At 43.7% G+C, this 16,415-nt stretch carries 7 protein-coding genes; 5 read left to right on the top strand and 2 right to left on the bottom strand.

Features of this window, described 5'->3' with window-relative positions; all coding sequences use genetic code 11:
• Positions 1-31: 31 nt before the first annotated feature.
• Positions 32-571 carry a helix-turn-helix domain-containing protein gene (locus tag MKY16_RS12325; protein ID WP_165146539.1) on the bottom strand — a complete coding sequence of 180 codons (540 nt, stop codon included), beginning with the start codon at positions 569-571 and terminating at the stop codon, positions 32-34.
• A gap of 269 nt (positions 572-840) precedes the next feature.
• Here MKY16_RS12325 and MKY16_RS12320 point away from each other — a divergent pair, with 269 nt between their 5' ends.
• Positions 841-1,254, top strand: coding sequence for a DoxX family protein (locus tag MKY16_RS12320; RefSeq protein ID WP_029517516.1), 414 nt, complete (start codon positions 841-843; stop codon positions 1,252-1,254).
• A gap of 49 nt (positions 1,255-1,303) precedes the next feature.
• Positions 1,304-2,170 carry a VOC family protein gene (locus tag MKY16_RS12315; protein ID WP_340955513.1) on the top strand — a complete coding sequence of 289 codons (867 nt, stop codon included), beginning with the start codon at positions 1,304-1,306 and terminating at the stop codon, positions 2,168-2,170.
• Between the two features lie 78 nt (positions 2,171-2,248).
• On the opposite strand, the gene glsA is transcribed toward MKY16_RS12315, so the two are convergent.
• Complete coding sequence (glsA, locus tag MKY16_RS12310) at positions 2,249-3,187, bottom strand: glutaminase A (RefSeq protein ID WP_209947475.1); 939 nt, start codon at positions 3,185-3,187, stop codon at positions 2,249-2,251.
• Positions 3,188-3,482: 295 nt separating this feature from the next.
• Between glsA and MKY16_RS12305 the strand changes: the two genes are divergently transcribed.
• From MKY16_RS12305 to MKY16_RS12295, 3 genes are read left to right on the top strand one after another with little or no spacing between them, the layout of a single operon-like run.
• Positions 3,483-6,923, top strand: a complete 3,441-nt coding sequence (locus tag MKY16_RS12305; protein ID WP_245231637.1) for an amino acid adenylation domain-containing protein — start codon at positions 3,483-3,485, stop codon at positions 6,921-6,923.
• A 7-nt stretch (positions 6,924-6,930) separates the two neighbouring features.
• Positions 6,931-15,510, top strand: coding sequence for an amino acid adenylation domain-containing protein (locus MKY16_RS12300; RefSeq protein ID WP_340957568.1), 8,580 nt, complete (start codon positions 6,931-6,933; stop codon positions 15,508-15,510).
• Positions 15,507-16,388 (top strand): hypothetical protein, encoded by an 882-nt coding sequence (locus MKY16_RS12295; RefSeq protein ID WP_340955508.1) that lies wholly within the window; start codon positions 15,507-15,509, stop codon positions 16,386-16,388. Before MKY16_RS12300 ends, MKY16_RS12295 begins: the two co-directional genes overlap by 4 nt.
• Positions 16,389-16,415 lie beyond the last annotated feature (27 nt).

The raw sequence follows: 16,415 nt of genomic DNA, 5'->3' as shown, positions 1-16,415 counted from the left end.
TTTTGTTGCTTCGTGCTTGCGTAAATATCTATTAAGCATCATTATTTGCTTCGAGAAACACGGAGATCAGAATTCGGGCGTTGTTTTCTCCCACATTTTTGACATAGTGGGGGATGGCTGCTCTCCAGCTAAAGGAATCTCCTGCTTCCAGGGTAGCTGTATCCTCGCCTTGCTCCACGTATACCGTGCCCTCCATGATAAAATGAATCTCATCCCCTGCATGAGCATGCTCTTCTTCTGTAGATGAGCCAGGCGGCATTTCAACGAGCATCATTTTGACGTTACCCTGACCCCCCAAATGATCGACCTGGAGCTTGTTTTTACCATATAAGGTTTTACGGCGCTCGTCCTTGCGAATCACTTGCATCCGTTCCTCATCTTTAAGAAGCAGAAAAGCGAGAGGTACGTTCAGCGCATTAGCGATGCTGTCCAATGTAGCGATGGAAGGGGAGGTTTTATTATTTTCTACTTGACTCATAAACCCTTGCGATAGTCCGGTTCGTTCGCATATTTGCTGAATGGATAAATTTTTACGTTTACGAGCAGCGCGTATGTTGCATCCTATACTCATAGAACGTTCCTCCTTTAAGGAAATATAATGTATACTAATGTAATATTTATCATACCAAATATTTTGTTGACAGACCACAGTTTCTTATGATAAATTCACATTACAAAATAATTATTTCTATTACTAATAATTCGAGTTTGATTCACATTCATGTGTTGCGGCATAGATTCAGACAGTATTATTTTTTTAACCAAATTATTAGTAATATAAATTAATTATTCATATGCACTTGTATGAGTGTAATAAACAAACAGAATGGAGAGATAAATATGAGTTCAGCAAGCAAAAATATTTCTACAATTATGCGGGTGGCACTGGGAATTTTGTTTTTGGCACACGGAATTGCTAAATTCCAAATGGGGTTGGGTAATGTAGCAGGCTGGTTTTCCAGCATTGGCGTTCCAGGATTTTTAGGTTATGTCATTGCGGTGATTGAGTTGGTCGGCGGAATTGCATTGATTCTTGGATTACTTACCCGCTATGTATCTGGGCTATTTGTGATTGTTTTGATCGGCGCTATTTTTACAGCAAAATTGTCCGGCGGGTTGATGGGGAATGGCCAAGGAGCTGGCTATGAACTGGATATTGCTTTTATTCTTGTAGCACTTCATCTGGTATTTGCACCAACGACTCGCTTGTCTCTGGATTCGTTGATCGGCCGTCGTGAGTCAACCGAACAATAATTTTTGAATAGCTTTAGTCCTCCAATCCATGTAGAAAGAGGGAAATCTCATGACAGCACATATTCATGACAACACCAAAATCGGGCAGGTTTCATTAAAAGTAAGCAACTTGGAACGTTCTATTCAATTTTATACAGAGGTCGTTGGTTTTCAGCTGCTGCGTCAAACGGCGGATACCGCTGAATTGACTGTCGATGGGAAGCATGCGTTACTGATCCTTAACTATATTGAAAATGCAGTTATTCTGCCGCGCCAGTCCGCAGCCGGATTATACCACTTTGCTATTCTTCTACCGAACCGTGTAGCTCTGGGCCTGTCTTTACGTAATCTGCTGGCTCATGAGATTGAAATCGGACAGGGAGACCATGATGTAAGTGAAGCCCTATATATCCATGACCCCGATAATAACGGAATTGAAATCTATGCAGATCGTCCCCATGATCAGTGGAAAAAGGATAAAAATGGATTTTACATGATGGGAACAGATCCCGTGGATGCAGAAGACTTGGTTGCGATTTCCGAGAATTTACCTTGGCAGGGACTACCTCAGGGAACGGTAATCGGGCACGTCCACTTCCATGTGTCTAATTTGCTCAAAGCACAGCAATTTTATTGCGATGTGCTTGGCTTTGACATTACGTGCCGGTATGGCTCTTCAGCCTTGTTCGTTTCCGCAGGTGGTTACCACCACCATATGGGCTTGAATATATGGGCAGGTGAAGGAGTCCCACCAGCTCCTGAGCACGCTGCCGGACTGGATTATTTTGAATTGATCGTACCAGATCAGAATGAATTGAATGCCATTGTGGCTCGTTTAGAGGCAGCAGGCTATGGAGTGCAAGAACGCGATGGCGCCAAGTATGTAGCTGATCCGTTCCGCATTCAAATTAAACTGGTTAACGGTCAAATCTCGTAACATAGAAGGAACTCAACAAAAATAGAAAAGGGTATTCCTATAAGCCGTAAAGGCTGGGAATACCCTTTTTTCGTATATCTAGAACAAGCTCCAATCCAAATCACGAGACATCGTCTCCAGCAAGTGTACACCGGCTGTACTGTTTCCCATACGGTTCAGAGAAGGTCCAACCAGTCCAATGCCATAGCGTCCAGGTACCATCGTCATAATACTGCCTGATACGCCGCTTTTGGCAGGTAGTCCGACTTGAATGGCGAATTCCCCTGAAGCGTCATACATGCCGCATGTCGTCATAAATGTTTTGGCGATCTGTACATAGCGGCGGGGAATCAGCGGTATACCTGTCACCGGATCACGGCCGTTGTAGGCTAGTACAAGTCCCATACGTGCTAAATCTGTACAGTTCAATTTGACAGCACAATGTCTGAAATAAACTTCAAGCACATCCTCCACATGACCTCTTAAAATACCTTTTTCCATTAGAAAATAAGCAAGGGAACGGTTTAAATGGCCTGTAGCTGATTCTGAATCGTAGACATCCTGATCATATTCCAATGTGTCATTGTGGGTGAGGAGGCGGAAAAATTGGAGAACACGGGCAAATTTCTCTTCTGGACTGTTCCCGCGAATCAGAGAGGAGATCGCGATTGCCCCCGCGTTAATCAGTGGGTTAAACGGAATTCCCGGCTCAACCAGTTCTAATTTTAGCATGGAATTAAAACGGTCTCCGGTAGGCTCCATCCCCACCTTAGAGAAGACAACGTCCTCTCCATTATCCATCAAGGCCAGAATGAGCGTAAATACCTTTGAAATACTTTGCATCGTAAATTGGATTTCCGTATCCCCGGCTACCACGGTTTCACCCTCACCGTTCATTACAACAACACCAAGCGCGTCGGCCGGGGCTTTGGACAGTTCGGGAATATATGCTGCTACCTTGCCATGAATATACTCATGACGGCTTTGTTCTACCCATTCCGGCAGTTTGGTCTGTAATCTCTGCCACTCCGATGTCATTTCTTTTCCTCCAGTCGAGTAACCAATCTGTGGTATTTTATTGTAGAGCAAAAAGTAGCTATATACTTATTTTAAAGAAATTTTCAGTCAAAAAACAAGCTCTGATGTCATTTCTTTTTCTCCAGTTAAATACCCAACCTAATGTAATATCGGAATTATAGTTTATCCTCTGTAGTCTTCATTCTCTTCATCCAACTGCCTATCCAGAAATCACTTCTAAGTGGCACATATACCTTTTTTAGCATTGGCTCATAAGAAAGATTCCCATCTTTAAAAAAGTTAATAGGAGAAGGAGATGAAGTGGAGCATGGTACACGGTATGTTAGCGGATTACCCGCGGGAGAAAACGATTCATCAACTGTTCGAAGAGCAGGTTGAGCGCACACCGGATCACATAGCAGTTGTATTTGGGGACAAGCACTTGACGTATGCTGATCTGAACAAACAGGCTAATCAACTAGCACATGTTTTGCGGGCTAAAGGTTTAGATCAAGACGAGGCTGTCGGAATGATGGTCGAATGTTCATTGGAAATGATCATCGGAATTTTCGGGATTTTAAAAGCTGGGGGAGCGTATGTGCCGATTGATCCTGAATACCCGAGGGAACGTATACGCTATATGCTGACGGATTCTGGTGCAAATCTCCTGCTGACCCGGCTTCCAATCCACCAGCAAACAGAACTCGCCAGTGTTGTACTGGATTTGATGGACAAGCGGAACTATGGGAAAGAAACAGGGAATCTCTCATCTAAGCAAGGTTCCGACACCCTTGCTTGCATTATGTATACGTCTGGCTCTACAGGCGTACCTAAGGGCACCCTGACGATGCACTACAATATTACACGTGTTGTTAAAAAGCCGAATTACATCCAATTCTCGACAAAAGATAGGATATTACAAGTGGCCAGTTTTTCGTTCGATGGTTCTACATTTGGTATTTATGGAGCTTTGCTTAACGGAGGCACTCTCGTTTTGAACTCACAAGATCAAACCATGAATGCACGTGAGCTATCAAGCGTCCTACGGACACAAAAGATCACGAAATGCTTCGTCACGACAGCACTTTTTAATGCATTGGTGGATGTGGATCCCGATTGCTTTGCAACAATTGAAACCTTGCTATTCGGTGGTGAGAAGGTTTCAGTCAGCCATGTGCGTAGAGCGTTTGCCCGTCTAGGTCCGGGCCGCTTAATTCATGTCTATGGACCGACGGAGAGCACGGTATTTTCTACTTATTATCATATCGATCATTTGGACGAAAATGCAAATACCGTACCGATCGGCAAACCCATCAGCAACACGAAGGTTTACATCTTGGATCAAGAGCAGCATCCTCTGCCACAGGGAGTTGCAGGTGAACTGTACATCGCTGGCGATGGATTAGTTAAAGGTTATTTGAATCGTCCAGAGCTGACAGAAGAGAGGTTTATTCAGTCTTCATGGGTACCTGGAGGCAGGTTGTATCGAACCGGAGATTTGGTGCAAGAGCAAGCGGACGGAAACATCGAATATATCAGCCGGATCGACGATCAAGTGAAAATACGGGGTTATCGAATTGAGCCTGGGGAAATAGAGTCGCATTTATTAAAAGTAGATGATATACAACAAGCGGCAGTTATTGCCCGTGAAAAGGAGGCCGGTCAAAAGCAACTGGAAGCATACTTTACGGCGACCAAAAAACTGACAGCAGATGAAATTAAAACGGCTCTCTCTATAAAGCTGCCGAATTACATGATTCCATCTTTTTATATACAACTAGAACAAATGCCATTGACACTGAATGGTAAGCTGGACCGCAAGGCACTGTTGGCCCTTGAAGAGAATATGCATGGTGGAGCAGAATATGTGTCTCCTAAGCCAGGACTGGAAACGAAGCTGATGGACATCTGGCAGGATGTATTGGGTGTGCAGCAGTTCAGTGTTTTAGATAGCTTCTTCGACCTCGGTGGGCATTCTATTCATGCGCTTACATTAATGTCGAGAATGGAGCGTGCAGGATATCACGCCACTTTAACAGACATTTACCACTATAAAACGATTCGGGCACTCGCTGATTATCTTCATTCAACTCAGAATAATATTGTAGGGTCCGAAAAGCAACAGGACATCATAAAAACAACTCAAGAGTTGATATCTTGGCTTCACCAAGAAACAGATGGTGTTTACGAGCTGGTGAAATACCAAGTAAGGGATTTTATTCACGAAGTTAGAGATATTCAGGTGCTTTACTGCGACACGGTGGCTGACGTTAACCATATCATGCGGATCATGGACGGGAAAATAACTCAAGAGCTACTGCCACACTACATTGTACCACTGCATCAAAAAACTAAAATGGCTGATCTATACTGGACCATGGATGAAGAGGTATTTTTCCAACGTCTGGGCTTAAAAAGCATGGATCTGGATCAGGTGGAAGGTTTACGCAAGCTTCTGGAAAACGATTATTTGAAAAAAGATCAGTGGATTAAAACAGGAGCAGTGGCACAAGAATATCCGCTAAGTGGAATTCAGCAAATGCAAATTTCGTTTGATACACCTCCAAGTTTAGGTATATTTAGGCTGGATGAGTGCGTGAATTACGATTTTTTGGATCAGGCTTTCGCTCATTTTGTACAAAGTCAAGGATTACTGAGAAGTGTCCCGGTCCAAAGAGATGAATGGACTTATTGGAGGGAATACGTACCTTCTAGCGATGGTTTACCAAAACTCAACATCATTGATGTGTCGGATTACAACCCATGTGGTCCCATTACGGACATGATAAATGATTATGTTACGAACACCCGTTTCGCCGAAGAACATACTTTGTTCCACATGTTTGTGCTGAAACGAAACCTTCGTGAACATTATGTCATAACTATTTATCATCATGCGATATGCGATCGGGTGACCTCGGAAGTAGCTGAAAGACAGTTGGTTGCTTACTACAGGAGTCTGCTTCAAAATCGACCCCTTCCTACGGATGAAGTGAAGCCCTATGTGGAGTATGTCAATCTAATCCAAAGTGGACCGAAAGGAATTACGGAACAAGAATTGATATCAGCCTTTAATTTGGAAGCGTTTCAAAAAAGCAAACAAAATGTCTTCCAGGCACCAAATCTTCGAACGTGCACAGAAGCCTACCTGTTTAACGTAAGCATCCCTGCTGAAAATCCTTCTTTGGAGTTTGCGCTTTCTGTCTATACAAGGGGCTTGCAAACTTATTTAGGTATGGATAAGCTACCATTGTTATTTTTATATGATGGAAGAAGGTACGAGGAGGCGGCTTATTATAACACGGCCGGTGAATTTATTGATTTTGTACCTATGCTGATCGAACTGAAACAAAATCCGGATGAAATGATGCAGTCTGTCAGAAGCAGACTGGAATTATTAAAACACCATACGATTAATTTTATGCATCTTCTTACAAGTCCTGATTACAAAGACAAGTGGGAACGTGCCAGAACACTTGCACAGTTTGGGAAGCAGTACGAGCAACTAGACTTATTCATGTTTAACTATTTAGGAAACAGCGCTAAGGCAGACTCAAAATACAGCAATTATTATGATGAAACTATCATAAAGCAACCCAATCCGCTGCCGATCTATTCACTGTTCAATTGCATTGCTTCTTCCTACACGGACGGCCTTATTTTTTCTATACGATGCAGTTACGAGATAGAGGTTGAGGAAGTCAGGGCTGCATTTTATCAAGCTGCCGGTATGGCATCCCGGATAGGGGAGGTTTAATAACGTGATGGAATCAGCTAATACATCTAATCAGAGTAGTTCTGATAGGCCGCGACGTTACTTGCCTTTATTTTCTCAGCAAAAAGGAAATGCCGGATTGCCCGAAGGCGATGATCAAGCACTTTACAAGATTCGTTTGGGGACAAGACAGGTCAAAACGATTATGGGTTTTGTACAGCATCATCAGTTGGGTATGCCTTCTTTTATAACAGCCATATGGTCCGTACTGCTATCCCATTACTCCAATCAATACGCTCTGCCTGTTTTATATTCCGTGGTATCAGACAAGGAAGGGAAAGAATGTCGTCTGGATTATCCATTACTCATTCATATACAGAAGGAAGATCATCTTCTCTCTTTGATACAAAGGATACAAATGGAATGGAACAAACAACATAGTAGCGACGAATTGAGAGAGGATTTTTCGCAGCAAACTAAAGTTGATCCTCCATCAGGGGCAGGGAAGGATTTCTTCAATGTGTGTATCGCAGAGATTTATGGTGACTTTCCTTCTCCAAGTTTAAATGCGGAAAAGTCCCCTCCCCTTTACGGTATAGATCAGCCAGAAATCGCGCTCTGCTACCGGTATGACCCGGATATATTGGAGTGCGCAATACAGTATGATGGCAGCCGTTTCGGAAAAATGCAGATCGCTAGATTCGCAGGCCATTTCAAAACACTGCTGGCAAATGCACTCCTTCTTCCGGAGAAGACGGTACTATTTCACCCCATGCTGACCACAAGAGAACGCAGACAGATGCAACAATGGAATGATACGGAACAAGCCTATCCTTTGGATAAAACTGTGGTTCAATTGATCGAGGAGCAGGCTAGCCGAACACCCGATGCAATCGCTTTAGAGTTTGGAGAGCAGAAGCTGACCTACTATGAGTTAAATCACCGGGCAAATCAAATCAGCCGAATGATTTTAGAGTCGTATTCGATACAGGGGCATGGCGTTCTGCCGACCGGCACGCTGATTGCCATCGTCTTGGATAGAAGCGCAGATGTGATCCCGTCGATGTTTGGAGTTATGAAAGCGGGCGCTGCTTATCTTCCGATCGATCCCCAATATCCTGGGGAACGGCTGCGATTTATTTTAGAAGATGCACAGGCCCAAATGATTATAACGCACAGCCAATTAGTAAGTAGGCTAAATCCATATATTTCTCAAATGGGTATGGGAATACATTCGCTGATTTGTGTGGATGAATGCTTGGTGCAGCAGGACTACTATCCCTACGAAAACTTGAAGATCAAGGTTACACAGAATGATCTCGCTTATGTCATCTACACATCCGGTTCTACTGGAAAACCGAAGGGAACCCTTATTGAACACGCGGGTCTGGTTACGTTGATCCCTTATCTTGTTGAAAAGTTTGGTATCACCTCAGATTCAAGAGTCATGCAATTCGCCTCCATTAGTTTCGACGCTTCAGTCTATGAATGGATCGGCACGCTATCAGTAGGCGGAACAGTGGTTGTTCTGTCAGACGAGGAACTGCCTCCTTATGCAGACATTTCAGATATTCTTGAAGAGAAAAATATCCACGTTGCGATGCTAACGCCATCTGTGCTGCGAACGATGAAACATAGAGAACTGCCAAGGTTACGGACAATTGTATCTGCTGGAGAACCCTGTACGCCTGATATTGTGGACTATTGGGGAAGAGGAAGACGATTCGTGAACGCTTACGGGCCGACCGAAGTGACGATTATTTGTTCTACTTCCGTCTGCAGACCGGGAAAAGAAATTACAATCGGCAAACCCGTCTATAACAAACGTTTATTCGTTTTGAATCCATTCGGCAGTCCTGTGCCTGTCGGCGTTCTCGGTGAATTATGGGTGGGCGGCATAGGGCTTGCCAGAGGATATTTGAATCGTGAAGAACTGACTCAGGAACAGTTCGTTCACAAAGAGGTTGTAATTAGCAGTGAATATCCGCCACACAGTGAGCGGCTATATAAAACCGGGGACATTGTGAAATGGACGCCGGATGGTGAATTGGTTTTTATCGGCCGTAGTGATGAACAAATTAAAATCAGAGGGTATCGTATCGAGCTAGGTGAAATAGAACATCAGCTCCGCCAACATCCTGACATCGGTCAATGTGTCGTTCAAGCCTGGAAGGACGGGGCCTACCATAAACTGGTGGCCTATTATACTGCTGTAGAAGAGCTGAAAGAGGCCGATCTGACACAGCACTTAAACTCTGTATTACCAGCTTATATGGTTCCTTCATATTTTTGTTATCTGGAGTCAGTTCCAGTAAATACAAACGGTAAAGTCGACCGTGGAGCTCTCCCTGATCCGAGGGGTACCTTATTTAATCAAGCTGATGAAATTGTGGAAGCAGACGAGGACGGTTTCGAAAAGCGCTTGCTTTGGATTTGGCGGCAGATTTTAAAAAGAGGAGATATCGGGGTTAACGACCATTTTTACGCGGTTGGGGGAGACTCAATTCTTGCCATTCAGGTCGTATCTATGGCCAGGGATCATGGTATCATGCTTACTCCAAGACAAGTTGCGGAGTATCCAACCATTCAGAAATTAGCTGCTGTGGTTACTTGGACAGACAATGATCAAAAGGAAGATCTCAGCATTGACTTGACAGGCGAATTTGGTTTGACACCGATCCAGCACTGGTTTTTCGAGCAACAGTTTGTAGAGCCGCATTATTTCAACCAATCCCAGCTGTTTGTACTCCGTGATTGTGATCCTGTGAAGCTGGAAACCGCCATTAATCAATTGATTCGATTACATCCAGAGCTGTCGATGGAGATCGTAGTCAAGGAACATGCGTATTCGCAGCGCTACCGAAAGGATGCTTCCATTCAACTGGCTAGCTACACCCTTCAACAAGTCGATTATCCCGAATCCGAAATTTCAAGCATATGTGATACGTGGAACAGACAATTGAATTATGAGACGGGCGCCATGATGTATGCAGGAGTAATTCAAGGCCACCCTGACGGTAAAGCCCGTCTGTTTATGACTATACATCATCTGGTCATTGATGGAGTGTCTTGGAGAATATTGGTTCAGGAATTGTATCAATTGTATCAGGGTACAGCGTTGCCTCCCGTTTTAAATCCATACAAGAAGTGGCATTCTGCATTGATGAGTTATTCTAGACATAAAGATACTTTACGTCATATTGAATATTGGAAAAAAGTACAGCATCAAACTACAGCATTTGTACTGCCAGTAGACCATTACCCGGATCGTAAAAAGAGCAGTGAGTCTTCGGAATTAGTTACAATGCTTACTCCTGACGATACGGAACTGCTTTTGCACCATTGCTCTCAGGCTTATCATACCGAGATTAACGACCTGCTACTTACAGCCTGGTCCCTGGCGCTCTCCGCTTGGTCTGGGCAGAAGACGATTTCGTTTCGCTTAGAAGGCCATGGACGTGAGCACTTTGTATCCGATATAGATCTGACAAGAACCATCGGTTGGTTTACCTCCATGTTTCCGGTATGCATTCAGATTACGGACAGTTCCCCCTTGGGAGCGACGATTAAATCTGTCAAAGAGCAGTTGCGTTGTATTCCTCACCGCGGCATGTCATATGGCGCTTTGAGATACTGCCATCCGAATACAGAAGTCCGTTCCGAGTTATCAGCTTCTGAACCTCAGGCTCTTTTCAATTACTTGGGCCAGTTTGATCAGGGGAATGCGAGCGAATTAAACCAGTGGTTAGGGTTTACAAGTGACGCAGCACAGGATTATAGCTCGCCGCTTAATCATGGAACAAGCCTATTGGAACTCAACTGTTCCATTGTTCATAGCAAGCTGCATTTGTTTATGAAATATAGCAAACGTCACTATGAAGAAACCACCATTACTCAGTTGTTAGATACTTTTATAACACGTGTGCTTGCTATTATCGAACATTGTAGCCGGACTGAACACCAAGAGTTCACACCTAGTGATTTTCCATCCGTGTCACTGGAACAACATTCGCTTGACGAGATCGTAAAGACATATCATTGGCAATATGGTTTGGATAAAATGATGTACCTAAGTCCCTTACAAGAAGGACTGCTGTTCCATTATTTAGATCATCCTAGTTCCGATCAATACTTTGTGCAGGTTAGTTGGAAATATCATGGTAGGCTAGAGGTTGACCGTTACCGGGAAGTCTGGAACAGCATTATTTCTGAAAATGATAGCTTGCGGACTTGCTACATTTGGGAGGCGTTGGACAAGCCCATACAATGTATTATCCGAAATGCAGAATGGGATTGGACATTTTTGGATTTTGAAGTAGAGCAACCAGAGCAGCAACAAGAGTGTATCGAACGCTGGATGACAATGGATCGTAATCGCCGTTTTGATCTGAGTCAGCCTGCATTCCGCATAACACTGATTCAGACTGCTTCAAACGAATGGACGATGATCTGGAGCTACCACCATATTTTGCTGGACGGTTGGAGCCTGCCGCTACTAATAAATCGAGTTCATGAGCTCTATGCTTGTAGCCTGCAAAACCGGATGCCACAGCGCAGCTTGACCCGTTCTTATGAAACTTATATTCGTTGGTTAAACAATAAGGATCGCACAGAGGCCGAGTTATTCTGGAAGGCATATTTAGCCGACGTAACGGAGCCAACCCAACTACCGATAGAGAAGGGCATACTTCCCGAGGTACATCAACCGATTGAGAACCAGCAGATCGAGACTCTTTGTATTGATCCGAGACGAACCAAGCGGATCGCTGATTTTGTTCAGCAAGCACAAGTTTCGCTAAATACGTTGGTGCAGTTTGCATGGGGTAAAGTGCTACAAGTCTATCAAGATGCGGATACAACCATATTTGGTATGGTCGTTTCCGGAAGGGGATCGGATCTTGCAAAAGCGGATCAGATCACAGGTATGCTGATTAATACGCTGCCTTTGGTCATGCACTGGAATGTCGAGCAAACCATCACTGAATATGTACAAAAGCTGCACCAAACCATTCAGAAACTAAATGACTACAGCTATGTGAGTCTGAATGAACTGAAGAGCTGGACTGGTATTCAAGGACATGTCATGTTTTACAGCATCGTAGCATTCGAAAATTATTTGAACGACTATCGGCAACCAGAAAATGAATTGAAGATGTCAGCTATGGAGGAACGAGAGAAAACGAATTATCCAATGACGATCACCGTTGCCAATGACGGGGAACAGATCACCATCAAGTTTATGTATGATGCAGATCGATTGAACCAAGAAACGGTTTGTCGACTAGCAGAGCATCTGCTAAATACGCTGGAATATGTGCTGGAATACCCGAATTACAACGTCAGAGACGTTTGCTTCATGAACAAGGATGAATATGAACGAATCGTCTACGACTGGAACAATACGTATACAGCATATCCCAGAGAGCGTTCAATTATTGATCTATTCCAAGAGCAAGCGGAGCTGCGGTCTTCACAGCCTGCAGTAATTGCGCACAATCAGGTTATGTCCTACCACACCCTAAACCTCATATCCCAGCACGTTGCCAAGATGTTAACGGATGATGCTGATGATAACAATCATGGAAAGTTTATTGGAGTTTACTTGCCGCGCTCTCTTGAATTCATTGTCTCCATCCTGGCGATCATGAAAGCGGGATATGCCTATGTTCCCATTGACCCCGATTTTCCGGCAGCAAGAACCCGCGAATTAATCAAGGACGCTGGACTGGACACCATTATCACTTCACAGGAAGGAGCGGAACGTATCTCGGAAGCCTGTAAGGGAATCCGTTTAACACTGATGGATACAAAGTATTTTGACCAAAATGGAGTTGTGGAACAAGAAGAGAAGGAGAACATGATTGCTCCCAATGACCTTGCTTATCTAATGTATACATCCGGATCGACGGGAAAACCGAAAGGCGTTATGGTGGAACATCGCAATGTCATTCGCTTGGTCAAAAACACCTGTTATTTTCCGTTTTCTTCTGATATCAGATTGCTTTATACAGGTTCGCCTGTTTTTGACGCTTCTACGTTTGAAATTTGGGGGACGCTGCTGAATGGAGGACAGCTGTTTGTAGTTTCAAAAGATGATCTTCTAAATATACATGTGCTGGAGCAGCGGATGAAGGAGTGGAGAATTAATACACTATGGCTAAGTTCTGCACTGTGTAATCACTGGATTGAAGAAAATGAAAAGATATTTGCTGGACTCCAATGGTTGCTCATAGGTGGGGAAGTTTTGTCGGTTAAGCATATCAATCGTATCCGTCTTGCCAATCCGGAACTTTCGATTCTCAATGTATACGGTCCTACGGAGAACACCACCTTTTCGACGAGCTACCGGATCGAAAAGCCTTTTGAGCAGAATATTCCTATTGGCAAGCCCATTAGTAACTCAACTTGTTATATTCTGGACAAGTGGGGTCGTGTTCAGCCTGTCGGAGCAATCGGGGAATTATGCGTGGGGGGAGACGGGGTTGCAAGGGGGTATTGGCGGCAAAACCAATTGACACAGCATGCGTTTGCACCGAATCCATATCGCTCTGCCAAAGATGGTGAAAGAGGTACGAATTCAATTCTATACCGTACGGGAGATCGGGCGAGATGGCTGCCAGACGGGAATATCGAGTATATCGGACGGGCTGACGATCAGGTGAAACTTCGCGGCTATCGAATCGAACTCGGAGAAGTCGAGTTCCGTCTTAGCAGCTATCCTGTAGTGAAAGAATGTCTGGTCTTTATCCGGGAGGTTTATGGCGATTTGCGGATGATCGCTTACTATACAGCGGAAGAGGAGCAACGAGTGGAGCAGCTTCATACTTTTATGGCCGAAGGTCTTCCTTCTTATATGTTACCGTTTCGTTACGTTTGGCTGAAATCGTTCCCATTAACGGCTAACGGGAAAATCGATCGCAAAAGTCTTCCTTTACCTGAAATCCATAGCAGCGATAAGGAAGCAAATGCTGGACCGAAGACTGAACTGGAGCAAACCATAGAAGCAGTTTGGTGCACGGTTCTGAAGCTTGATTACATTGGCAAGACTGAAGATTTCCACACGTTGGGAGGACATTCGCTCCATGCACTACGCATAGCCAGCCTGTTGCAAAAAAGTGGATATCCGGTTACGGTCAACCAAATATTTCGCGAACAGACGATCGAACGTTTGGCCCTCTCATTGATCAATGCAATGACGGATACAGCAACTGACCTTTGTCCGAACATGGATATCCCATATCAGTCTATAAGAAAAGAATACCCGGATGACGGATTTCCGCTGTCTGCTGTACAAAAACGTTTTTTCCAAAGAGATCTCGTGAATTATAACATGTTTAATGTACCTTACTTGGCTCGGCTCAAGAATTACATTCCTACAGAATTGCTGAACGCGTCGATTGAACCACTATTGAACAAACATGCGGCGTTGCGGCTGTCGTTTGCTCAACTGGATGATGAATGGTATCAGTTTGAGCAGAAAATAAGTGCAGGACAGGTAGTTTCTTACGTAGATTTGCACATGGTCTCAGGGTCGCATGACGCCTACATTTCGGAATACTGCTCGAAAGTGCAGCATGAATTCGATATCAAGGAAGGACCTTTATGGAAAGTTGTGTTGTTTGACCATTATTGCGAAAAGAGACAACAGGTGATATTACTTCTGTTCCATCATTTAATTTTTGACGGGATTTCCATAAACATTTTTTTAGAAGAGTTGAGATATCTTCTCTTGCCGGGAAAAAGGAGTGATTTGGCGTTACATGCGGAGGAGAAGGAAAGCAGTTATCGGGATTGGTGCATAGCGTTGTCGCAATATGCGGCAAAGGACCCTTTTCCTAAAGCATCCACTTTCTGGAGTAAGGTTGTGGAAGGCGGCCAATCTTTACAGGTTGACAGGGAATCGGAGATACAGCCTCTTCACCGACACATGAGAACTATAACGTATGATTTACTTGAAGGAGAGGAGCATATTCTTCTTCTAAAGGCATTGGCTATGAAGCATCATACTACTCCACTGAGCATCTTACTGACGGCGTTGTCACAAGCTTGTTTCCAATTGAAAAAGCAATCGGATTTGCTGCTGCATGTGATGTCTTATCAACGTGAGTCTTTTTTGCCGGGTATTATGATTGATCGTACTATCGGTTTTTTTGCCGGTGCATACCCCCTTCGAATTCAGATCCCAGAAGGAGAACTATTGGGGAATTGGGAAACGGCACTGAGACATGTCACACATACGTTGCGGCATATACCATCTGAAGGCTTGGATTATTTTATTTTACGACATATGATACAGGGAATTTATCTAGATAAGGAACCACTAAGGGACGGAACACACATGCTTTTCCATTACCAATCAGAGGAAATGAACGGGATAGCTGATGATTTGTTTGAGCCTTTACCCATATCTTACGGAAATACGAACGCGGCGGACAATCCCTCTGCTTACAAGTTAAATATGACGGCAGGTCTTAGATGCGACAGATTAAGTTTAACCTGCTATTATAGTTCACTGCATTATAAGGATCAGACGATCGCTGAGCTAATACGCCTCATATCCAGACATCTGTGCCAAAGCATCAGTGTTCGCCCATATACCATGATAGCGGAGGGGAGCTTCAGATTATGAAAATATATGAATTTTGTCCATTTTTCAATGAAAATCGCATTGCAGATATTAAAATAAAAGAAAATTCCGGTTGGATTGATGAGTTGCACGTGATCGAAGCTAACAAGACGTTCAGCTATTTAGATAAGCCTCGGAACTTTAATCCAGATTATGTTGGTCCCAAGGTCATTTATCATCCATTTCATGCGGATCAACTGTTTCGTGAACCTGAGAAGCACTCATTGTACTTTGATGTGGATAGCTGCGGTGCGGATAACTTTGACCGCTGGTACTGGCGTCTGCTCAGCCATAACAGTGCGTTTCATAATGAGGCTTGCCAAAGAAACAAGAGTATCTCTATCTTGCAGGATAAGGTTGAGGATGATGATGTGATCATTTTGGCTGATTTTGATGAGATCATTGATAACCGGATGGCGGATCGTATTGTTTCGGAAGTGAAGAAACATCAAGTTATTACAATTAAAATGCACTACTCTGTATTCTTCCTGAATCTTTTTTGCCAATCTAATCACGGTGCTCCTTATTGGAGCTATCGCGTGTTCGCCATGACCGGCCGGTACTTCAAAAGTATGCCTTTCTTACCCGACTATCTCAGGAAGAAGGGGATTGCTGAAGCGCTGTATCATGACATTTATTGTCTGGAGGAGCCAGCTGGATTCCATCATTCATGGCTTGAATATCAGAAAACCGCGCTTCCCAAACTGCAAGCTTTTGCCGCCAATGTAGAAGATAAAAGTATATTAAATGCAGAGTATATTGATCAATGCTTACATGATAAAAGGCTGTACTATATTGATACTGAACTTTATGTTGATAACTCAAAATCGTTTTTGAGCAGTCTACAGGAACTTAAAACAGATGATCTTTGGTACAATTAAAGGGAAAAGAGATCAAATAAAAACTGC

The organism is Paenibacillus sp. FSL L8-0641 (assembly GCF_038006265.1).
GTDB classification, from domain to species: domain Bacteria; phylum Bacillota; class Bacilli; order Paenibacillales; family Paenibacillaceae; genus Paenibacillus; species Paenibacillus polymyxa_D.
This window is presented reverse-complemented; position numbering and strand designations above follow the sequence as displayed.

Coding starts and splice junctions, on each gene's coding strand:
- MKY16_RS12300 (WP_340957568.1), top strand. CDS start 6,931: ATGGAATCAGCTAATACATCTAATCAGAGTAGTTCTGATAGGCCGCGA.
- glsA (WP_209947475.1), bottom strand. CDS start 3,187: ATGACATCGGAGTGGCAGAGATTACAGACCAAACTGCCGGAATGGGTA.
- MKY16_RS12315 (WP_340955513.1), top strand. CDS start 1,304: ATGACAGCACATATTCATGACAACACCAAAATCGGGCAGGTTTCATTA.
- MKY16_RS12295 (WP_340955508.1), top strand. CDS start 15,507: ATGAAAATATATGAATTTTGTCCATTTTTCAATGAAAATCGCATTGCA.
- MKY16_RS12305 (WP_245231637.1), top strand. CDS start 3,483: ATGAAGTGGAGCATGGTACACGGTATGTTAGCGGATTACCCGCGGGAG.
- MKY16_RS12320 (WP_029517516.1), top strand. CDS start 841: ATGAGTTCAGCAAGCAAAAATATTTCTACAATTATGCGGGTGGCACTG.
- MKY16_RS12325 (WP_165146539.1), bottom strand. CDS start 571: ATGAGTATAGGATGCAACATACGCGCTGCTCGTAAACGTAAAAATTTA.